This window comes from Alteribacter salitolerans (assembly GCF_016901055.1).
Classification (GTDB): domain Bacteria; phylum Bacillota; class Bacilli; order Bacillales; family Salisediminibacteriaceae; genus Alteribacter; species Alteribacter keqinensis.
In genome coordinates this window covers 1-20,576 of the sequence record NZ_JAFEUX010000005.1, presented here as the reverse complement: position 1 = coordinate 20,576, position 20,576 = coordinate 1, and the positions used below count along the sequence as shown (strand labels likewise).

The 20,576-nt window shown below is 45.9% G+C and carries 20 protein-coding genes, 14 tRNA genes and 1 rRNA gene; 7 read left to right on the top strand and 28 right to left on the bottom strand.

The window, feature by feature from the left end:
• Positions 1-41: 41 nt before the first annotated feature.
• A complete protein-coding gene (locus JSY36_RS11000) occupies positions 42-1,208 on the bottom strand; it encodes an iron-containing alcohol dehydrogenase (RefSeq protein WP_205166454.1) in 1,167 nt (388 codons plus the stop codon).
• A 193-nt stretch (positions 1,209-1,401) separates the two neighbouring features.
• Here JSY36_RS11000 and JSY36_RS10995 point away from each other — a divergent pair, with 193 nt between their 5' ends.
• Positions 1,402-1,629 carry a DUF378 domain-containing protein gene (locus JSY36_RS10995; RefSeq protein ID WP_026690818.1) on the top strand — a complete coding sequence of 76 codons (228 nt, stop codon included), beginning with the start codon at positions 1,402-1,404 and terminating at the stop codon, positions 1,627-1,629.
• Positions 1,630-1,754: 125 nt separating this feature from the next.
• Here the strand turns inward: JSY36_RS10995 and yugI are convergent, their stop codons facing one another.
• Positions 1,755-2,180 carry a S1 domain-containing post-transcriptional regulator GSP13 gene (yugI, locus tag JSY36_RS10990; RefSeq protein WP_122898364.1) on the bottom strand — a complete coding sequence of 142 codons (426 nt, stop codon included), beginning with the start codon at positions 2,178-2,180 and terminating at the stop codon, positions 1,755-1,757.
• A gap of 429 nt (positions 2,181-2,609) precedes the next feature.
• On the opposite strand from yugI, the gene JSY36_RS10985 reads away from it, so the two are divergent.
• Positions 2,610-3,962: a sodium-dependent transporter gene (locus tag JSY36_RS10985; protein WP_122898366.1), complete on the top strand. Its 1,353-nt coding sequence runs from the start codon at positions 2,610-2,612 to the stop codon at positions 3,960-3,962.
• Positions 3,963-4,246: 284 nt separating this feature from the next.
• Here the strand turns inward: JSY36_RS10985 and JSY36_RS10980 are convergent, their stop codons facing one another.
• The gene (locus tag JSY36_RS10980) at positions 4,247-5,410 is read right to left on the bottom strand and encodes an aminotransferase (RefSeq protein ID WP_205166453.1); all 1,164 of its coding nucleotides are present in this window, start codon (positions 5,408-5,410) and stop codon (positions 4,247-4,249) included.
• Positions 5,407-5,886: an Lrp/AsnC family transcriptional regulator gene (locus tag JSY36_RS10975; protein ID WP_205166665.1), complete on the bottom strand. Its 480-nt coding sequence runs from the start codon at positions 5,884-5,886 to the stop codon at positions 5,407-5,409. Before JSY36_RS10975 ends, JSY36_RS10980 begins: the two co-directional genes overlap by 4 nt.
• A gap of 140 nt (positions 5,887-6,026) precedes the next feature.
• Here JSY36_RS10975 and JSY36_RS10970 point away from each other — a divergent pair, with 140 nt between their 5' ends.
• On the top strand, positions 6,027-6,650 hold the full coding sequence (locus tag JSY36_RS10970; RefSeq protein WP_122898370.1) for a cysteine hydrolase family protein: 624 nt from the start codon (positions 6,027-6,029) through the stop codon (positions 6,648-6,650).
• Between the two features lie 151 nt (positions 6,651-6,801).
• On the opposite strand, the gene JSY36_RS10965 is transcribed toward JSY36_RS10970, so the two are convergent.
• The 8 genes from JSY36_RS10965 to JSY36_RS10930 all read right to left on the bottom strand — a co-directional run bounded on the left by JSY36_RS10965 (position 6,802) and on the right by JSY36_RS10930 (position 12,692).
• A complete protein-coding gene (locus JSY36_RS10965) occupies positions 6,802-7,101 on the bottom strand; it encodes a ferredoxin family protein (protein WP_122898372.1) in 300 nt (99 codons plus the stop codon).
• Positions 7,083-8,378 (bottom strand): FAD-dependent oxidoreductase, encoded by a 1,296-nt coding sequence (locus JSY36_RS10960; protein ID WP_205166452.1) that lies wholly within the window; start codon positions 8,376-8,378, stop codon positions 7,083-7,085. Before JSY36_RS10960 ends, JSY36_RS10965 begins: the two co-directional genes overlap by 19 nt.
• Complete coding sequence (locus JSY36_RS10955) at positions 8,371-9,417, bottom strand: electron transfer flavoprotein subunit alpha/FixB family protein (protein ID WP_205166451.1); 1,047 nt, start codon at positions 9,415-9,417, stop codon at positions 8,371-8,373. Before JSY36_RS10955 ends, JSY36_RS10960 begins: the two co-directional genes overlap by 8 nt.
• A gap of 4 nt (positions 9,418-9,421) precedes the next feature.
• Positions 9,422-10,246, bottom strand: coding sequence for an electron transfer flavoprotein subunit beta/FixA family protein (locus JSY36_RS10950; RefSeq protein WP_236784798.1), 825 nt, complete (start codon positions 10,244-10,246; stop codon positions 9,422-9,424).
• 285 nt (positions 10,247-10,531) lie between these two features.
• A complete protein-coding gene (locus tag JSY36_RS10945; protein ID WP_122898378.1) occupies positions 10,532-10,804 on the bottom strand; it encodes a DUF3006 domain-containing protein in 273 nt (90 codons plus the stop codon).
• A 12-nt stretch (positions 10,805-10,816) separates the two neighbouring features.
• Positions 10,817-11,599, bottom strand: a complete 783-nt coding sequence (locus JSY36_RS10940) for an ABC transporter permease (RefSeq protein ID WP_205166449.1) — start codon at positions 11,597-11,599, stop codon at positions 10,817-10,819.
• Positions 11,596-12,501, bottom strand: a complete 906-nt coding sequence (locus JSY36_RS10935; RefSeq protein WP_205166448.1) for an ABC transporter ATP-binding protein — start codon at positions 12,499-12,501, stop codon at positions 11,596-11,598. Before JSY36_RS10935 ends, JSY36_RS10940 begins: the two co-directional genes overlap by 4 nt.
• A complete protein-coding gene (locus tag JSY36_RS10930) occupies positions 12,498-12,692 on the bottom strand; it encodes a PLD nuclease N-terminal domain-containing protein (protein ID WP_122898384.1) in 195 nt (64 codons plus the stop codon). The genes JSY36_RS10935 and JSY36_RS10930 overlap by 4 nt, the downstream gene beginning before the upstream one ends.
• Before the next feature lie 157 nt (positions 12,693-12,849).
• On the opposite strand from JSY36_RS10930, the gene JSY36_RS10925 reads away from it, so the two are divergent.
• The 4 genes from JSY36_RS10925 (at position 12,850) to JSY36_RS10910 (ending at position 16,687) form a co-directional block, all read left to right on the top strand.
• Positions 12,850-14,166, top strand: coding sequence for a C40 family peptidase (locus JSY36_RS10925; RefSeq protein WP_205166447.1), 1,317 nt, complete (start codon positions 12,850-12,852; stop codon positions 14,164-14,166).
• A gap of 135 nt (positions 14,167-14,301) precedes the next feature.
• Positions 14,302-15,126: a DUF6612 family protein gene (locus JSY36_RS10920; RefSeq protein ID WP_205166446.1), complete on the top strand. Its 825-nt coding sequence runs from the start codon at positions 14,302-14,304 to the stop codon at positions 15,124-15,126.
• A 95-nt stretch (positions 15,127-15,221) separates the two neighbouring features.
• Positions 15,222-16,424 carry a phospholipase D-like domain-containing protein gene (locus tag JSY36_RS10915; protein ID WP_205166445.1) on the top strand — a complete coding sequence of 401 codons (1,203 nt, stop codon included), beginning with the start codon at positions 15,222-15,224 and terminating at the stop codon, positions 16,422-16,424.
• Positions 16,421-16,687: a phospholipase D-like domain-containing protein gene (locus JSY36_RS10910; RefSeq protein WP_205166444.1), complete on the top strand. Its 267-nt coding sequence runs from the start codon at positions 16,421-16,423 to the stop codon at positions 16,685-16,687. Before JSY36_RS10915 ends, JSY36_RS10910 begins: the two co-directional genes overlap by 4 nt.
• A gap of 67 nt (positions 16,688-16,754) precedes the next feature.
• Here the strand turns inward: JSY36_RS10910 and JSY36_RS10905 are convergent, their stop codons facing one another.
• The 16 genes from JSY36_RS10905 to rrf form a co-directional block, all read right to left on the bottom strand.
• Entirely contained in the window at positions 16,755-18,200 is a 1,446-nt protein-coding gene (locus tag JSY36_RS10905) for an NADP-dependent glyceraldehyde-3-phosphate dehydrogenase (RefSeq protein WP_205166443.1), read from the bottom strand.
• Between the two features lie 614 nt (positions 18,201-18,814).
• Positions 18,815-18,890 (bottom strand) — tRNA-Lys (locus JSY36_RS10900).
• A gap of 43 nt (positions 18,891-18,933) precedes the next feature.
• Positions 18,934-19,008: transfer RNA gene (locus JSY36_RS10895), tRNA-Glu, on the bottom strand.
• 151 nt (positions 19,009-19,159) lie between these two features.
• Positions 19,160-19,236: transfer RNA gene (locus JSY36_RS10890), tRNA-Ile, on the bottom strand.
• Between the two features lie 35 nt (positions 19,237-19,271).
• Positions 19,272-19,345 (bottom strand) — tRNA-Gly (locus tag JSY36_RS10885).
• 29 nt (positions 19,346-19,374) lie between these two features.
• A tRNA-Arg gene (locus tag JSY36_RS10880) sits at positions 19,375-19,451 on the bottom strand.
• Between the two features lies 1 nt (position 19,452).
• Positions 19,453-19,527: transfer RNA gene (locus JSY36_RS10875), tRNA-Gly, on the bottom strand.
• 10 nt (positions 19,528-19,537) lie between these two features.
• Positions 19,538-19,612: transfer RNA gene (locus JSY36_RS10870), tRNA-Gln, on the bottom strand.
• Between the two features lie 18 nt (positions 19,613-19,630).
• A tRNA-His gene (locus JSY36_RS10865) sits at positions 19,631-19,707 on the bottom strand.
• 15 nt (positions 19,708-19,722) lie between these two features.
• A tRNA-Trp gene (locus tag JSY36_RS10860) sits at positions 19,723-19,796 on the bottom strand.
• 5 nt (positions 19,797-19,801) lie between these two features.
• Positions 19,802-19,886, bottom strand: a tRNA-Tyr gene (locus tag JSY36_RS10855).
• 175 nt (positions 19,887-20,061) lie between these two features.
• A tRNA-Asp gene (locus JSY36_RS10850) sits at positions 20,062-20,137 on the bottom strand.
• A 6-nt stretch (positions 20,138-20,143) separates the two neighbouring features.
• A tRNA-Ser gene (locus JSY36_RS10845) sits at positions 20,144-20,236 on the bottom strand.
• Positions 20,237-20,249: 13 nt separating this feature from the next.
• A tRNA-Met gene (locus JSY36_RS10840) sits at positions 20,250-20,326 on the bottom strand.
• Between the two features lie 25 nt (positions 20,327-20,351).
• Positions 20,352-20,427: transfer RNA gene (locus tag JSY36_RS10835), tRNA-Ala, on the bottom strand.
• Between the two features lie 13 nt (positions 20,428-20,440).
• Positions 20,441-20,557: ribosomal RNA gene (gene rrf / locus JSY36_RS10830) — 5S ribosomal RNA — on the bottom strand.
• Positions 20,558-20,576: the final 19 nt, after the last annotated feature.

The following is a 20,576-nucleotide window of genomic DNA, read 5'->3' as shown; positions in this document are numbered from 1 at the left end:
AGAAAAAACGAGACACTCGTCAGGGTGCCCCGTTTTCCTTCCTATAATGCTGCTCTTAGGATCGCAATAACATCTTCTTTTTCCAGCGAATTAAAGTTGCCGAACGGTCCGTTAGCCATTGCTTTATCAGCCATGACTTCAACCTTGCTGTCATCAATGTCGTAATCAGCCAGTCGGCTGGGTGCTCCAAGTTCTGACCAGAACCTTTCCAGACGCTGAATGCCCTCTTCAGCTACTTCAAAATTGGATTTACCTTCTGGGTCGACTCCCCAAACATTCACAGCAAGCTGAACAAGCTTTCGCTCACCTAGGTCAAGGTGGTGTCTGAGCCACTGCGGGAAGAGAATGGCCAGTCCTCCTGCGTGTGGGATGTCATACACAGCGGATACGGCATGCTCAATGTTATGGGATGCCCAGTCACCGCGGGTGCCCATTTGCAGTGAGCCGTTTAAGGCAATTGTACCTGAATAGAGAATCGTTTCACGGAGCTTCACATCATCCAGGTTTTGCACAAGATTCGGACCTGCTTCGATGACAGTATTTAACACAGCTTCACACATCTTTTCCTGAAGAGGAGTGTTTGTCTGCTGGTGAAAATATTGTTCCAGGACGTGACTCATCATATCCACTATACCGTAAATGGTGTGATCTTTCGGCACAGAAAGAGTGTTGGCAGGGTCCAGAATGGAGAATTGAGGGAACGTATGCGGGCTGCCCCAGCCGTACTTCTCCTGTGTTTCCCAGTTAGTAATAACAGATCCTGCATTCATTTCCGATCCCGTTGCAGCAAGCGTAAGAATCGTACCAAATGGCAAAGCCGATTCGGGCACTGCTTTTTTCGTCACGAGATCCCATGCATCACCATCATACTTCGCGCCGGCTGCAATCGCCTTGGTGCAATCAATAACACTTCCCCCTCCGACTGCAAGGAGTACATCGATGTTTTTCTCACGGCAAAGTTCCACACCTTTATGAACCGTGGAGAGTCGAGGATTCGGATCAACCCCTGACTGTTCAGTTACGTTAAATCCCCCTTCGTTTAAAATGCCGGTCACTTCATCATAAATCCCGTTACGTTTAATACTTCCTCCACCGTATACGAGAAGAACATTTTGTCCAAATGGTTTAAGCTGTTCTGCCAGCTGTTCTTTAACTTGACCTTCCCCAAAAATGAGGCGGGTAGGATTCTGATAAATAAAGTTGTCCATTATTGCCACTCCTTTATTGAGCTCAATTTCAATCCCCTTTATTATCTATCACAAAAAGAAGTCATGTAAAGAAATGTGCAATAACCGGTAATTTTATACAGATGTATAGTTCACGTCTCTTTTAATCATTATAAGGAAAGGAGCATTAGCTTCTTGAGTTAAGAATGAACCCCGATAAGGAGGTGAGGAGCGAATGAGCGGTATTCAACGCACAGCTCTTGTTTTGGCGATTATTGGAGCAGTAAACTGGGGACTAATCGGATTCTTCCGGTTTGACCTTGTAGCGGCCATTTTTGGCGGACAAGCTGCTGGTTTTTCACGTTTTATCTATGCACTTGTTGGTTTGGCTGGGCTTTACTGTATCTCCATTCTATTCAAACCGGACGAAGAGTTGGAACGCAGCCCGGAACCTCAGCGGTAATCCAGACCATTCGGTCCCAGACCTTGAGGGATCAAATAAGGAAGTAAAGTACAAAAAAAGGAGGCAACTCTCGGGAGCTGCCTCTTTTTGTCTTTGGAAAGCTGGATTCTGGGAAATCCTTTGCTTTATTTTTTTGCGCGCTTGTTAAGATCTGCTTGAATCTCATTAGACTGTTTTAACCAGCCTTTAAGTTTTTCTTCAAGCGTGTTGAAGCCTTGTGGCTTTTCGTTTGTGTGGCGTTTCGCTCCGCCACCGCCGCCCTGGCCTTGACGCTTTGGACGCTCTGTGCGTGCCGGACGCTCAGGTTTTGGCTGAGTTTCGCGGATAGAAAGAGAGATCTTGCCGGACTCTTCGTCTACGCTTAGAATTTTAACTTTTACTTCGTCGCCAACAGAAAGGTGCTCGTTAATATCTTTAACGAAACCGTGAGCGATGTGTGAGATGTGAACAAGACCTTGTTTTTGATCGTCTAATGCTACGAACGCACCAAAAGGCTTAATCCCAGTAACTTTTCCTTCGACAATGCTGCCTACTTCATATTTACCTGACATGAGAACAACTCCTATAGCTATTTATTAACTGGTTAATTATATCACAGCTTTTCTTTTGTGACAAAAAGGTAAATTTTCCATTGTTCCTAAATTCATACATCACGCTGGAACTAACCTTGTCTTTTATAACATAATCTTACTGATCGGTCAATTGTGGCCGGATCTTAAAAACTCCGTTGTTTCCTTAATAGTGTCTTCTAACGAGGATTAACAGATGAAGCCGGCATACCCTGCGCATTCCACGGGGGCTGGGGGACTTCCTTCTCTTACTTGTCCACATTTACATAATTTGAGATGCGAGTGTTTAACAATGAATGCCAGAGGAAAACTTCCGTTGACATTAGTGATGCAACGCTTTATAGTAGAAAAATATTGCAGAAAAAACGACACTTTTCTGATAAATACATTGCGTTAGAGGAGGTACTGACTATGTCCCAAAAGCAAGATCAGTGGACATCCAAACTTGGATTTATTTTAGCTGCAGCTGGTTCGGCTATCGGACTCGGTGCAATTTGGAAGCTGCCCTATGTGGCAGGTACCAGTGGCGGTGGTGCATTCTTTCTTATCTTCTTATTATTTACGATCTTCTTAGGACTGCCACTATTGCTTACGGAGTTTACGATTGGGCGGAAAACCCAGCACGAAGCAGTTACAGCATACCGGATGCTTGCTCCAGGTACATTCTGGCACTGGATTGGAAAGCTTGGTGTAGCTACATCATTTTTCCTTCTCTCTTTCTACAGTGTAGTAGGGGGTTGGATTGTTGTTTACTTTGCCCGCTCGATTACTGAAGGAATAGGCGGAAGGGGTGCTGAGGAGTTCGAGCAGTTATTCGGGCAGACTATCAGCAGCCCTGTCCTTGCTATTTCCGCTCACTTAATTTTCATGCTCATGACCATCCTTGTCGTTCAAGGCGGTGTGCAAAAAGGAATCGAGCGTGTAAGTAAGCTGATGATGCCGGCTTTGTTTATTCTGTTCATTATTATTGTTATTCGCTCTGTGACGTTGCCCGGGGCAATGGAAGGTGTGGAGTTTTTCCTCCTCCCTGACTTTTCATCTGTTACAGGACAAACCGTACTTTATGCCCTCGGACAGGCATTCTTCAGTTTAAGCCTGGGTGTTTCCATCATGGTGACGTACAGTTCGTACCTGAAGTCAAATGAAAGCCTGCCGCGCTCAGCGGTTTCCATTGTCGGACTGACGATTTTTATTTCTATTCTCGCAGGGCTGGCTATTTTCCCGGCCGTCTTCTCATTCGGGCTCGAGCCTGCAGAAGGACCGCCGCTTATTTTCATCGTACTGCCGACTGTTTTCAGTGAAATCCCACTAGGCGGTGTGTTCTTTGTGGCCTTTATGGCACTCTTGTTGTTCGCAACATTAACATCAGCATTCTCACTGCTTGAAATGGTTGTTGCATCTGTGACGAAAAACGATCCTGCCAAGCGTAAGAAAGCAGCATGGGCCTGCGGACTTCTTATTTTCGTAATGGGGATTCCATCAGCCTTGTCCTACGGGATAATGGACGATGTTCTCATTTTTGGAATGACGTTCTTTGATGCACTCGATTATCTTGTGAGTAATATCATGCTGCCGTTAGGTGCTCTGCTTATTGCTATTTTTGCACCGCTTAAGATTAAGAAAGATGACCTGTATGAAGAAATGCAGAAAGGATCTGCATTCAAGCGAAGCTTATTTAACCTCTGGTACGTCCTGGTTAAATTTGTCGTTCCAATTGCAATCGTACTTGCATTCCTCAATACAATCATTCGCGGCGGCGTTTAAGAGAACTGTTTTGGTGTTTTGGTGTTTTGGTGTTTGGTGTTTTGGGGTCTGTCCCCCGAACAATTGTGTAAATGAGCAGTTTGGGATTGACATGTTAAGAAATTTTGATTTTAATGTATAGACATCAGTAGGCTGGGTACAATGTTTGGTGTATACAATCTTGTATTCCCCCTTTAACGAGGCAGAAGAAGCGGCATTTCGACCGCGCTTCTGCCTCGTTTTTTTGTGTGTAATTATACGGCCAGTGAGGAGATTTTCAATTTCCTCTGCTGGCTTTTTTGCAACTATTTTATTTCCTTTAAGAAAGAATCGATCCGGTCCACTGCCTCCTCAAGCTGGGAAAGCGATGTAGCGTAGGAACAGCGGATGTGTCCTTCTCCGCCTTCCCCGAATACGTTACCTGGGACGACCGCTATCCGCTCGGCAAACAGCAGTTTTTCAGCAAACGCTTCTGAGGACAGCCCTGTTGATTTAATAGAAGGAAATGCGTAGAACGCCCCTCCCGGTGTATGACAGTCGAGACCGATGTCCTTTAACGAGCTCACAAAGAAGTTTCGCCGCTGTCTGTAGCTCTCAACCATTTCGAGCATTTCATCTTTCCCGTTTCTCAGCGCCTCAAGTGCCCCGTACTGTGCCATTGTTGACGCACACATCATGGCATACTGGTGAATTTTCAGCATGCCTGCTGCAATTGGAGCCGGCGCACAGACGTACCCAAGACGCCAGCCGGTCATGGCAAAGGCTTTTGAAAACCCGCTGATTAATACGGTTCGCTCCCTCATTCCTTTAAGGGCAGGAACACTGACATGCCGGCCGTCGTATGTCATCTCTGCATAAATCTCGTCAGAGTAAACAATCAGATCGTGCTTCTCAATAACAGTGGCCACCTGTTCGAGCTCTTCTTTGGTCATCACCGTTCCTGTAGGGTTGTTAGGAAAGCATAACAGGATACCACGTGTGCGATCCGTTACCCGCTCTGCAATCTGGTCTGCCGTAACCTTGAAGCCATTTTCAATCGACGTGGGTACAGAAACCGGCACGCCTCCGATTAACGAAACGAGAGGCGCATACGATACGAAGCTCGGTTCCACTACGAGCACCTCATCACCGGGGTTTACTGTGGAGCGCATAGCAAGATCAATGGCTTCACTTGCCCCGGCTGTAACTATGACTTCATTTTCAGGATCATAAAGAGTATGAAATTCCCGGTTTAAGTAACGGCTGATTTCCTCTCGCAGCTCCAGTATCCCGGCATTGGCCGTGTAGGAAGTCATACCCCGCTCTAATGAGGCTATGCTTGCTTCACGAATATTCCACGGAGTAGCATAATCAGGCTCCCCGACCCCGAGAGAAATAATGTTGTCCATAGAAGAGGCCAGATCGAAAAACTTCCGGATTCCCGACGGTTGTATACGTTCAACGGCTTCGGACAAATAGTGATTGGTCATGGCGATACCACGATGCGGTGATCTTCGTCTCCATCTTCAAAAACAACACCGTCATGCTTGTATTTTTTCAGCTGGAAGTGTGTGGTGGTTGAAAGAACAGATTCCAGTGTAGACAGCTTTTCAGATACAAACTGACCCACTTCGGACATCGTTCTCCCTTCAATGACGACACTTAAGTCATACGTACCTGACATGAGATAAAGAGCTTTTACCTCCTTAAAACGGTAGATACGCTCAGCTACTTCATCAAAGCCGACACCTCTTTTCGGCTGTACTTTTACATCAATCATCGCTGTAATCCCTTCAGGGCTGTCCACCTTTGTCCAGTCAACAATCCCGGAGTAACCAAGGATCACCTTGCGTTTTTCAAGGTCCCTCATCATATCCTCAATTTCCTCTTCAGAAACATCAAGCATTTTAGCAATTGTTTTTACCGGCATACGCCCGTCTTTTTCAAGCAGACGAAGCAGTTCCATTTCCTTATCCAATTGACTGACTCCTTTCGACGACTATGTTTTATCAAACCCATTTATGGGAAAAGTAAGTACCGTTCTTCTCCATTGCTCCAACCCTTTTGCATATCGTCTATTTTAACAGAAAGAGAGGCGTCGTTACTATGGCAACTCCAAACAATAATCCTCATGTAACAGAATATCAGCATGTCGCCCTGTTACTGGTTGATGTGATCAATGACTTTGAATTTGCAGACGGGGAAAAGCTGATCCGCTATGCAAAACCTATGGCCGAGAAGATTGCCCGTCTGAAAAAACAGGCAAAAGAACTCAACATACCCGTACTGTATATAAATGATAATTACGGGCGCTGGCAGTCTGATTTTCAGGCCCTTGTGGACCATTGCATTCAGGAAGACGTACGGGGTCATGAAATTACGAAGCTTCTTGAGCCTGAAGATGACGATTATTTCGTTTTAAAGCCCCAGTTTTCAGCTTTTTTCAACACTCCACTGGATCTTCTCCTTGAATACCTGAACGTCAAATCCCTCATCATTACAGGGGTAGCAGGAAACATGTGCGTGCATTTCACAGCGAATGACGCCTACATGCGGGGCTATAAGCTCTATCTCCCTTCAGACTGTACCGCATCCAATCATGAAGAGGATAACCGTGAAGCCCTCGACCTAATGGAGCATGTGCTCCAAGCCGATACCACCCCATCAGATAAGATCGATCTTGAAGCAATTAAGTATTATTGGAGAGATAAGAAAAAGGATGTTCGATAATTCGAACATCCTCTTCTTTGAGCTTTTATCGGTCCATTTCAACCTTTTGACCGGTCTAATTAAAGGTTTTATCCGTCTAATCCGGCCGGATATCGGTCATTCGACAAATTTCACTATAAACACCCAGCCTAACCAGGTCCGATTACTATCCTCACGCCAGCCTGAAGACAATACCGTGCCCGCCTTTCGGGTATTCCCACTTAATATTGTCAGCAGGACACCCGATCCTGCAGCTGCCGCATTCGTGGCAACCTTCATAGCCCACGTGCATCCGGTCTCCTTCCCACTTATAGACATCTGCCGGGCAAAAAATCGTACAATCTTTATCCGGGCACGATGTAAGACACACATTTTCGTCCTTTACCTCAAGATGTGACTTTGTGTCACAGCGGAAACGGACAAGGTACTGTTTCTCTTCAATCGTTTTAGCCATTATTTCATCACCTTCCATGCTCGGTATAAATCCTTGGCGACGGCGATTTTTCCTTTCCCTTCGGTAATACTTTTAATGATCCTGCTCTGCTTTTCTTTTTTCGGACTTCCGTCCACGGTGAAGAAGGAATTGGCTGCCTTATTCATCATTGGAATGTAGTCGGTAAAATACTGTGGATGTTCTTCAAAGGTATGGGTGACATCTTTATATTTTTTCAGATCTTTTCCAATGAAACTGTTGTACAGCTCTTTTCGATAAGAGTCCAGTGTGCGCTCTGTAAAGTCATCCAGTTCTTTTGCCCTAACGATGGCTTCAGCGGCCATCTTCCCTGAGCTCATTGCCATGTTTGAGCCTTCCCTGTGAATGGCGTTCACAAACTGGGCTGCGTCACCGACAATCATGACACCGTTGCCTACCAGACGGGGAACCGATTTGTAGCCTCCTTCAGGAATGAGGTGGGCAAGATATTCCGATGTCTCTCCCCCTTCAATATAGGGACGGATCATCGGATGTCCCTTTACATACTCGAGGAGGTGATACGGCTTGAGTTTTTTCTTGATCATGCCGGATAACGTCGTGCCCACGCCAATGTTCAGACTGTCTTTATTCGTGTAAAGAAACGCCGTTCCAAGCAGTCCCTGAGTGGAATCCCCGAAAATCTCCACGCTCACACCCTGATCGTCAGCTACATTGAACCGTTCATTGATTGTTTTCTTCGGCAGATTCAAGACTTCCATTACAGTAAGTGCGACTTCATCCGGCTTCCATTCTTTATGAAAACCGATGCTTTTTCCGAGAAGAGAGTTCACCCCGTCAGCTAAAACAACGACGTCTGCATATACCTCTCCGGCGGGCCGGTCAGTTCTGACACCGACAACCCGGTTGTCTTCCACAATACACTCCGTGACGACAGTTTCATTGATAAGAAGGGCTCCCTGCTCAACCGCTTTAGCGGCAAACCAGCGGTCAAATTTAGCCCGGAGAACCGTGAAGTTATTAAACGGTTCTTTTCCCCATTCAAGTCCTTTATAGCTCGTCGTCACCATCGATTCTTTATCCAAAAACCAGAACCGCTGCTCGACGACCGGGCGCTCCAGCGGGGCTTCTTTCCAAAATTCAGGAATAATCTCTTCCATCTGCTTCCGGTAGAGAATCCCGCCCATCACGTTCTTTGATCCCGGGTATTCTCCCCTTTCAATAAGGAGCACATTAAGACCGGCTTTTGCCGCTGTGTACGCACAGCTCGTTCCGGCAGGACCTGCTCCTACAACAATCACATCGAATTTATCAGCCACGAGAAGTCACCCCTTCCTCGGTTTCACTATGAGACAGTGCTTCCTTAAAGGCGGTTGTAAGCATGGGAACAACGGTGAAGGCATCCGCCACGAGGCCGTAGTGGGCTGCCTGGAAAATGGGAGCTTCCCTGTCGTTGTTTATGGCTATGATCAGTTCCGAGTTTTGCATCCCCACAAGGTGCTGGATAGCCCCGGATATGCCTATGGCGATATATACTTTCGGAGTAACCGTCACCCCTGTCTGCCCAACCTGGTGATCATGACCGCAAATACCTGCTTCAACTACATCCCGGCTGGCTCCTAGTGAGGCATTTAACGTTTCAGCCAGTTCCCGGACCATGGCAAATCCTTTTTCATCCTTTATGCCTTTCCCGGCAGCCACTATAACGCTCGCCTCTTCCAGGTTCACTGCTTTTTTTGCATCCTTCACAATTTTGAGCACCTTAGTCTGGAGATCTTCTTCTTTCACATTGATTGTTTCTTCAATGACTTCTCCGGTCCTTCCAGCCTGAAGCGGGAGGCGTTTGATTACTTTCGGTCTTACAGTAGCCATCTGGGGCCTGTGCTTTTTACAGAGGATGGTCGCCATAATGTTCCCTCCAAATGCAGGGCGGCTTGCTTCGAACAGACGCTTTTCCACATCTACATCCATCAGCGTCGTATCTGCAGTAAGACCGCAGAGGACATCTGTAGCTACAGCACTGGCCAGATCCTTCCCGTTGGAAGTCGCGCCGTACAGAAAGATCTCCGGCTTATATTTCCGCACCAGGTCACCGACTGCTGTCATGTACGTTTCTGTCCGGTAATAGTGAAGCACAGTGTCATCGATGAGGTAGACTTTATCAGCACCCGCTTCAAAAACGTCCTTCGTCAGTGAGGTAACCCCTTCACCAAGCAGCACACCGCATAAATCCACTTCAAGTTTATCCGCAAGGTCCCTTCCCGCTGCCAGGAGCTCAAGACCGACATCAAGAAGCTGTCCTTCTTTTTGCTCAATGTACACCCACACTCCGCGGTAGTCATCAATATTAACTTTCATGCCTTCAATCGCCGCCTTTCCCTGCAAACAGTTCACGCTCTTTCAACATTACATCCATCACGTCTTTTACTTGCTGTCCGGCCTCACCTTCAAAGAGTTTTGCACCTTTACTTTTTTCCGGAGGCCACATTTTCCCTACAATTGTCGGTGATCCTTTCAGGCCGAGCTGTTTAATGTCTACATCCTCTAAGTCGTCCACTGTCCAGATCGAAGGCTCATAGCGGGCAGCCCGGATCATGTTAGGAAGAGGAGAGTAGCTTACCTCGTTGATTTCTTTTTCTACTGTTAAAAGACATGGAAGGGCTGATTCAATAAGCTCGTATCCTTCTTCTACTTTTCGATGAACCTGAATGCGCTGTTCTTTTCGATTTACCTCCGCTACTTTGTTTACGCATGTAAGAGGTGGAATCCCAAGTCTTCTGGCAATACCGGGCCCGGTTTGTCCCGTATCACCGTCAATAGCGTGCTTTCCGCATAAAATAAGGTCGACTCCTTCAAGCTTTTGGATTCTCTCAATGGCTTTGTAAAGAGCGTAGCTCGTAGCAAGGGTATCTGCTCCGGCAAAACGCCTGTCAGAGATAAGGATTCCTTCATCTGCGCCGATTTCCACACATTTTCGTATGGCGTTTTTGGCCTGGGGCGGCCCCATGGAAAGAACGGTTACTTTTCCACCGTGTACTTCTCTCAGTCTCACTGCTTCTTCTACAGCGTGGGCATCATATGGATTTAAAATCGCCGGTGCACTGGAGCGGTCGAGAGTATTCGTTTTCGGGTTTACTTTAATGATCTTCGTATCCGGTACCTGCTTAATGCATACGAGGATGTGCAATGGTTTTTTCACCCTTTCTGACATGAAAATGAAAGCATATATGTGCCTGTTCATGGTTGAATATTTAACAGGGGCCCGGCCTTTGTACATCGATTCACGTATAGGCAGAGGCAGCGACTATGCTTTCATATATATGTGACAAAAACAGACTTATTCGGGTGACAAACCCCCCTCCCCAAAAAACCGATTTACACAATTGTTCGGGGGACAGTCCCCCACCGGTTTAAAGTGAAAAAGTCCCCCTCTGCCGCAAGAGGACAAAGGGGGACTTGCTATACATTTGTATTACTTTTCATTCTTATAACGGCTTTGTTTTTTCTTTTTCAGCTGCTGGAGCTTGGATTGAATGGAACTTTGCATCGATGTTGTTTTTTCCTCATCGAGTACCACACTCGATACGGTGTCTTCGACGAAGGTGACAATGAACCAGTCCCCTTCCTTACTTTTAGGAGGCACTTTCTGTATTGGCAGGATTACTTCCTTTTCTTCTTCGCCAACAAGAAGCACTGCCCACTGACCATCTTCAATCCGGTCGAGCACAGCTTGTTTTTTTCCCATTCGATCACGTCCTTACGATGATATGACTTCCTTACGTTTTACACTGTACACACTCAGCGAGATCATACATGCAATGAGAACTGCGGTTACCGTGACGGGAAGCCAGAGCCCGTCACGTGGTTCTCCCGTGATCAACCATTCATAACTGTGTGAGGTAAGCATACCGGGAGACCATTCCATAAATTCAGGTAACACCCCGCTTATCAGGGAAAGTACGATCGCGATACCGAGGGTTAAAAAAGCCACAGCCGCGCTCGATTTAAAAAGACTGCTGAATAACAGTAACAGCGTAATAAGAAACAAAAGCCAGAGCAGAAAAATGAGTGCACCACTTATAACCGGACCAACGGGTACTGATTCTATAAGCAGAACGGTATAATAAATGCCCGCAGCCAGACCCAGCACGTAAGATACTGTTACAATTGTCGCAACACCGGCCCATTTTGCAGTAATAAAGTTAGCATAGGAAACAGGCTTCACGAGGACCATAACCCACGTCCCCTGCACACGCTCATTTACAATGGTCCCCATAAAGGCCAGAACGAGGATTAACGTACCAATCTGACTAAACTGACCGAGAGTTTCTGCAATCACCTGCCCCCCTCCGGGTAACGGAATATCAAAAACCGCTCCTTCAGGAAGCCCGCCAAACTGCTCCATGATCTCCGGCAGATAGAAAGCCGTGACAGGCTGCATCATGCCAAGGAGCATAAACACAAGGGGGACCCACAGCCACTTAAAGCTGCGCCACTGCTCTTTCAGCTCTTTTTTGTATAAAACCGTCCACTGCCTCATGATTTCGTCACCTGCATAAACAAATCCTCCAGACTTGTTTTTACAATTTCAAAACGGACAGGCTGCAGAAGATGAAACGCAGGGTCATTAAGGATTGCAACTCTTGCCTGATGTAAATCACTCACCGTTAATGTAACCGCCTTCTCTTTGATTTCTGCATTTCTTATCCACTCCGCCGTAAGAAGATTTTCGCTCCATTCGTTCAGGTTTTTCTCGGTTTCAATATGTACGGCCGGCTGCTGATATTTTTTCTGAAGCTCCACAAGACTTCCTTCAGCGATCACTTTCCCTTCTTTCATGATATAAATGTCATCACTTATCTCTTCAGCATCATGAAGAACATGCGTCGAAAACAAAATGGTCGTTTTTTTCTTCATTTCCCTCATAAGTTCAAGGACTTCCCTCCTGCCGTGGGGGTCAAGTGCCGACACAGGCTCGTCAAGAATAACCAGTTTCGGATCATGAATCAACGCCTGTGCTATACCGAGCCGCTGTTTCATCCCGCCGGAATAACCGGCAGTCTTTTTCTTCATATCTTTTTCAAGTCCCACAAGGGAAAGAAGCTCCTCCCCTTTACGAACCGCATCTTTTTTCGGCAAGCCCGACAGTTCCCCCAGATAGCTCACATACTCAATCCCGCTCATCCAACCGTAAAATGTCGGGTACTGAGGCAAGTATCCAATATGCCCCCGGTGATCTCCTCCGTCTTTCCCCAGAAACCTCACCTTCCCTGAGGTTGGCTTGCTTAAGCCTGCCAGCATGTTAAGAGTCGTCGTCTTCCCTGCCCCATTCGGGCCAAGCAAGGCTGTACAGGCTCCCTCCCGAATTATAATATCGAGTTCCTTTACTGCCTTCACCCCGCCGAAGGACTTCGTTAATTGCTCTGTACTCATCACACTCATTCGTTAGGTTTCCTTCCGAAAATAAAGTAGAGGACAGGACCGATCATATTAGCGAAAATAATAACAAGAACCCAAAGCCATTTGGGTCCGTTAACCTTATCCTTTTTTATACAATCGATTAATGCTGCAGTCATTAAAATAAGCTGAATGACAAGTATCGGTGTCACAAGTGTCCAGTTAATGGATTCCATAATAAATTGCCCCCTTCGTTCCATTTTGTCTACTCTACTTGTTTACGAAACATAATCCATGAAAGTTTCAAATCAACCTCACAGTAAATGTGTATGGATTTCCCTGCACATTGATACACTGACAATAAAGCCGGAGAAAAAGTGAGTTGGAACGACAATGAGCAAAAACGTAATCATATTTTTAATCATCCTGACAACAGGTTTTCTGCTGCACCTTTATTCAGAGTTTTCCGTGGTTAGAACAACAGATTCCTTCGACAATGCTACTCAGTCTGTCAGTGTTTCACTGCCTGAACTTACTGGCCTGGAAGAGACCACGGTTTCCTTTGACCAGTTAGGGAAAGACCTCGGCGGTACACCTTATAACGGGAGGGGAAAGTCGCCTGAACAGGGATTTTCCACAGCCACACTGACCCAGTACATGTACGAACAGATTGAGGGAGTACTCCTGTCCCGCCATGCCCGGCTTCAGCAGGAACTCGGAAAAAAAGTGAAGAAATCCGTACTTAAGGAAGGAGATCTCTTGTTCTTTAAAGGGAACAAAAGCACACTCACAGGTATTTACCTTTCTAATCATGATTTTGTTACAGCTACAAAAGACGGCGTTGCCATTCGTAACCTTTCACAGGATGCTTACTGGAAAAAACGCTTTATTGAAGGCAGGCGTCTGACAGATAAGGAAAAAAAGATGCTTACACCTGCAACCCATTTAAAACACAGTCACCCTGCCATAACAGAAGCTATCTCTCTTTTACATCGACCCTACAGACTTACCGGGGATACTCTCGCTGCCTTTGACTGCTCATTTCTTGTTCAGCACGCTTTTGAAGTGATGAATATTCACCTGCCACGCATCACCTATCACCAGTTTGAAGTTGGAGAAACCATTCCTTTGGAAAAGGCAAAACCGGGTGATGTCATCTATTTTTCCGGAACCTGGCAGAAAGGAATATCTCATACGGGAATCTATTTAGGCGAACGTTTTTTTATTCATGCCAGTGGTGAAGAAGGAGAAACAACGATCTCATATCTGGGTGATTCCTGGATGCGCCACTTTACAGGTGTAAAGAGGTTTGACAGGCTTCAGGTTAACCGCAATCATCCGATTGTCGATAAGGCATACGGGCTCCTTAACGTCCCTTATCATCGAAAGGGCAGTTCCCCTGAGAAAGGGTTTAACCGCAGCGGGTTTCTTCATTACCTTTATCACAGGTATGATCGAAATTTTCCCCGTTCCCTGAAAAAGCAGTGGCAGTATGGAGAAACTGTGAAACACGGTGATGAACAACCAGGTGATGTATTCTTTTTCCGCTCAGATAATAACAATCCCCTTCCTGCCATCTACATCGGCAATACGCAGCTGATTGTTGTAAGAGAAGATGACGGGGTTTCCATTGTCGATCCACGGTTCAGCCACTATTGGACCAAAGAAAGGCTGATGGGTATCAAACGTTACGAATTAGAAGAGGAATAAAGATGCAATACGAAACTTTAGTCCCGATTCCATGATTTAATGTAAGAAAAAGCACTTCTTCCGAAACTTTCCTCCCCCCGGAACGTATGGAATAATAGTCCAGATACAATACAACTTTTTTGGGGGTAACGCGATATGAAGAAAGTATTATTGGCAAGCTGCCTATCCGGTGTAATCATCCTCACCGCAGCTTGTTCAGCTGAGAGTGATGACGGATTAACAGCCGAAGAAATCCTGCTCAAGTCAGAAGAAGCCATGGAAGAGCTCACCAGCTACTCTATGAGTATGAAAAGTACGCAGGAAATGAGTGCGGACGGAGATACTCAGGAAATGGATATGGAATCAGAGATTGATGTTCTTATGGAACCATTAACAATGTTCCAGACAACGACAATGGATATGATGGGCATTTCCATGAACTATGATACGTACTTCTCGGAAGAACACGGCTTTTTCATGGAAGACCCAAATGCAGGAGGCTGGTTTAAACTTCCCGACTCTTTTATGGAGGAAATGATGGCACTATCAGATGTTCAGATGAGTCCTGAAGAACAGCTGCAGCCATTTAAAGACAACATCGAAGAACTGACTGTGGAAACAGAGGAAGATCACTATATCGTGACATTGAAAGGGGACGGCCTTGATACGGACGCCCTGAAAGAACAGATTTCATCCATTACAGGCGACGGTATGAGTGAAATGTATGGTGATGCTCTGGACAGCATGGACGTTCACGAACTTGAGTATGAATTGTTTATTGACCGTGAAACGTTCTACAACACAGAAGCGAATATTTATATGGACACTACTGTTGATGACGGAATGTTTGAGCTTGATTTGAAGCAGAACATTCACATCCTTTTTACTAACTTTAACGGAATTGATGATCTGGAAGTACCTGGAGAGGTTATTGAAAATGCAGAGGAAATCTCCGAAGAAGATTTGTTCGGCGGATTCTAAAGTGATAAACGTGAAACGGCTCTCTTAATGAGAGTCGTTTTTTCATACAGAGAAAGGGTACCTTTAGAGTAGTTGCACCAAAGGAGAATCGTTGTATGAACTCAATACTGAAAGATAAACGAAACCTGTTTTATTTCCTTCTGCTCTTTCTTATCATCACCCTTACAACCGTTGCTTTTTACGGTTTATTTAAACCGCTCCCTGAAGGTGTGAGTTTTGAAGGTGAAGAGCATACGATTGCTGATGCACAGTTTTACTATGACCTCACCTACCAGAATGAAGACGGTGAATGGGTTTACGATCAATCTATTTACGATGAGATTATTGAAGTCATCGACAGAGCAGAAAGCCATTTGCTTCTGGATATGTTCCTGTTTAACGCCTACCATGACAGAGACCACGATATGCCCCGGGTAAGCGGGCGTATTACAGAAGCCCTGGTGGCAAAAAAAGAAGCCGATCCTTCCATTGAAGTCATTTTCATTACTGACGAGTTCAATACAGGCTACGGCTCTCACGACTCGATTCATCTTGAGCAACTTGAAAACGCAAGAATACATACTGTCGTAAGCAATCTCACGCCCCTGCGAGATGGAAAGCCGATTTACTCCAGCTTTTACAGGACTTTTTTTCAGTGGTTCGGCCGGGGAAATAACGGCTGGATCTCTCACCCTCTCAGTGATGATGCTCCCTCTTTGACAACCCGTTCTTATTTAAAATTACTTAACCTGAAAGCAAATCACAGAAAAGTCGTTGTGTCTGAAAAAGAGGGGTTTATCACATCGGCCAATCCTCACGATGGGAGTGCCTTATACAGTAACATCGGCTTTCGCGTTACCGGACCGGTTGTTGAAGATATCTGGTCTTCTGAAAAAAGCGTTGCTTCTTTTTCCTCAGACGCAAATCTTCCCTTTCCATCCGCGGAGGACTTTCTCTATGAAGATCGTGCAGAAGAAATTGAAGGATCAGGAGAGCAACAACTTAAGGCTCAGCACCTGACTGAAAGCAAAGTTAAAGATCACCTCATTAAAGTAACAGAATCAGCTGAGAGGGACGACCGGATCTATATAGGAGCTTACTACCTTGCAAAGGATTCTATCGTTGACGCCCTCCTGGATGCTTCCTCAAGGGGGACTGATATCCGGATTGTTCTTGATCCCAACAGTTATTCCTTTTCACAGGAAACACACGGCCTCCCCAATCGTCCCTCTGCCCGGGAGATTTACGAACAATCCGGTGGTGCTATTGATATTCGCTGGTTTAATATTGATAAAGAACAGTACCATACAAAAAAATGATGCTGCTCCAAAAGGAAAATGAATCAGTTATAATTGGAGGCTCTTCTAACTTTACCCGGAGAAACCTCGATGACTTTAACCTTGATGCCAGTATAAAAATTACAGCGTCCAATCAGACAGCTATTGCAGAGGATGTAAACCTGTATTTCGAAATAATTTGGAACAACGAAGACGGTCTGTATACACACCTTCTCGATGAATATGAAGATGACCTTTCTTTTGGAAACCTCTTGTATTCCGGCTGCAGAAATGGTTTTATGTGACTACTTACTAAGTACAAAATAATCCCCCGCCGGTCAGGCAGGGGATTTCATATACCCATTTACATAATTAGAGGTTAATGACTGTAACTTTGTCACGGAGCATAGAATCAATGCTGCGGCCAATTCCCTGTACACCTTGTCCGGAGTTTTTTACCCCCAGGAATGGGAAGTGGTCGGGACCACGGGATGTTTTGCCATTCAACTGAACAGTACCTACTTCCAGTTTGTCCGCAATCTTAAATGCATCGTCCATGTTCTTTGTAAAGATACTTGCCTGAAGACCATAGTCGTTACGTCGTTCCAGGTCAATCGCTTGATATGCGCTGTTGATGCGAATGACAGGAAGGACAGGTCCGAATTGCTCTTCCCATGCTACACGCATGTTCTCAGTAACGTTATCAAGAAGTGTAGGGTGCAGGAGGTTATCCTGACGCTCACCAGTTGTAACCACCTTGGCACCTTTTTCCTTCGCATCTTCGATCAGGGCTTCTACATAGTCTGCTGACTTATCGTTGATCATTGGTACAACACCTGCACCTTCAGATGCTTTTCCTACCTTCAGTCCTTCAATCTTTTCTTTCAGCTTCCCAATAAGATCATCAGCGACACTGTCCATCACAAGAACACGCTTGATCGCTGTACAACGCTGGCCGGAGTAGCTGAATGCTCCGCCAACGATTTCACCGGCTGCTTTATCAAGGTCTGCATCCTCAAGTACAATCGCAGGGTCCTTACCGCCAAGCTCCAGAACCACAGGAATCATGGAAGCTTCTTTTGCAATGTGTTTACCTGTCTTTGTACCCCCTGTGAAGCTGATCATATCCACATCAGGGTGCGTCACGATGAAATCACCGATAACAGAACCACGTCCTGTAACAACGTTTAATACGCCTTTTGGAAGACCTGCTTTTACAAGAGCTTCAATCATTTTAATACCACTGATTGCTCCCTGGGTAGCCGGTTTAAAGAGAACGGCGTTTCCTGTTACCAGAGCCGGTGCAATTTTTGCCGCAGCCAGGTTTACCGGATAGTTAAAAGGAGAAATAGCGAGTACGACACCATGCGGGACTTTTTGGACCATTGCTTTTTTGTTCTTACCGCCTCCGGGGAATCCGTCCCCTGTCATATATTCGCCTTTTACACGAAGGCCCTGTTCAGCTGTGTAGCGGATTAATTCAGATGTTCTTGTTACTTCAGCTTTAGCTGAAGATAAGCCTTTTCCAACTTCACGCTGAATGATGTCACCAATTTCATCTTCCATTTTCTCAAGTTCATCAGCCCAGCGATGAAGCAGAGCAACACGCTCGTCAAGAGGAGTGTCAGCCCACTCAGCCTGAGCCGCTTTACTTGCTCTTGCGGCTTCATCTGTTTCTGCCTGAGTCATGGAAGGAACATGCCCTACCACACTTTTATCATCTGGAGATTGAATCTCAATTGTTTTGCCTGATTCACTTTCTCTCCACTCGTTATTTAGTAAAAATGAATAAGTTTTATTATCTTGTTGAATTGCCATGATTAAATCACTCCAATAGGTTCTAAGATTTAAATTCCTGTATATACAGGCGAGTCTCATTCATCAATGTTTCTCATTAAAACATGTGAAAACCCTTTCGTACAAGGCATTTGCTCAGATTAATAAATCTTTTTTCCTATAATAACAGTGAAAAATCTGCTCTATTCCTTTAGCTTGACCGGATCACAGCGCTTTCATAAATTCGTGAAATTTTTTAAAATTTATATTAAGTGGCTGCTAAAGCATGCTCCAGTTTCTTACTTAAATTCCTGTTGTATGAAATAATTGGAGGTGAAGATGTCTGTTTAGGAGTAATAAGCTCGTTTGTCTATATTGCTGCTATTTGAATTATCTTTAAGACTTGGTAATTATAAATGAAGCCAGCGTACCTTCAGCTTTCCACCACGGTGCCGGCAATCCTGCGCTTGTGCTTCTTTCTTTGCCAGCAAAGCTTCGAATCTGCATGTCGAAGCAGTCGCAATTGGAAAAGGAAGAATCTACTACAGCGAGGTCTTATAACTGTAAGGTCCTCGGATCATACTTTCTGCTTTCGGATAAAAAAGGACATAAAAAAACAAGGCTGCCTGTAAGCACCTTGTTAAACTATGTATAAATGGTGAGCCATGAAGGACTCGAACCTTCGACCCTCTGATTAAAAGTCAGATGCTCTACCAACTGAGCTAATGGCTCCTATTTTAATATCCCTAAGCTGCGATATTCTGGTTAATTAAGATGGTGACCCGTACGGGATTCGAACCCGTGTTACCGCCGTGAAAGGGCGGTGTCTTAACCACTTGACCAACGGGCCATAAAAAATTAATGGCGGAGAAGGGAAGATTTGGACCCTCTCGCAGCTACACGACCTAAACCCTTAGCAGGCCCGCACCTTCAGTCACTTGGGTACTCCTCCAATGGTTCTACAAGCAGAATAGGCAAACTACTGTGGAACTAAAGCAGAATGGTGGGCCTGAGTGGACTCGAACCACCGACCTCACGCTTATCAGGCGTGCGCTCTAACCAGCTGAGCTACAGGCCCAAGTTATTGAAGGTATGTCGTTTTAAGCATAGCAATGGAGCGGGTGATGAGAATCGAACTCACATCATCAGCTTGGAAGGCTGAGGTTTTACCACTAAACTACACCCGCGTGTGTTATTCTTCAATATTAAATTAAGATGGCGCGCCCGAGAGGAGTCGAACCCCTAACCTTCTGATCCGTAGTCAGACGCTCTATCCAATTGAGCTACGGGCGCGTGGAGCGGAAGACGAGATTCGAACTCGCGACCCCCACCTTGGCAAGGTGGTGTTCTACCACTGAACTACTCCCGCAAATAAAAAATGGCAGGGCTAGCAGGATTCGAACCTGCGCATGACGGAATCAAAATCCGTTGCCTTACCGCTTGGCTATAGCCCTAAGTTGTAATTAAAATAATGGGGCGATCAATGGGATTCGAACCCATGCATGCCGGAACCACAATCCGGTGCGTTAACCAGCTTCGCCATGACCGCCACAGTAAATGAAATTGGCAGGGGTAGCAGGAATCGAACCCACATCAAAGGTTTTGGAGACCTTCGTTTTACCGTTAAACTATACCCCTAAACATGGTGGAGGGGGACGGATTCGAACCGCCGAACCCTGAGGGAGCGGATTTACAGTCCGCCGCGTTTAGCCACTTCGCTACCCCTCCATGTTTACTTGCCGATAAGCTGCGAATCTCTTCGTCAACTGCACTCGACTCCTTTTCTCACGTACATCAGTACGCTCGAACGTCATCTCCCTTGTTTACTTGACCTTCTTGCTTCTCGTCAAGTAAAGGGTGTAATATCGATAAGCTGCGAATCTCTTCGTCAACGTAAATAAAATGGCGGTCCCGACCGGGATCGAACCGGCGATCTCCTGCGTGACAGGCAGGCATGTTAACCGCTACACCACGGGACCAGATTATGGCGGAGGAAGAGGGATTCGAACCCCCGCGGGCCGTGAAGCCCCTGTCGGTTTTCAAGACCGATCCCTTCAGCCGGACTTGGGTATTCCTCCGCAAAAGATTATTTGGTAGCGGCGGAGGGGATCGAACCCCCGACCTCACGGGTATGAACCGTACGCTCTAGCCAGCTGAGCTACACCGCCAAATAATTAAAGCATATAAAGTTAATGGTGGAGCCTAGCGGGATCGAACCGCTGACCTCCTGCGTGCAAAGCAGGCGCTCTCCCAGCTGAGCTAAGGCCCCTTTATTAGTACTTGCCCAGCGACGTCCTACTCTCACAGGGGGAGAGCCCCCAACTACCATCGGCGCTGAAGAGCTTAACTTCCGTGTTCGGCATGGGAACGGGTGTGACCTCTTCGCTATCGTCACTGGACAAATCATGAAATTGAGAA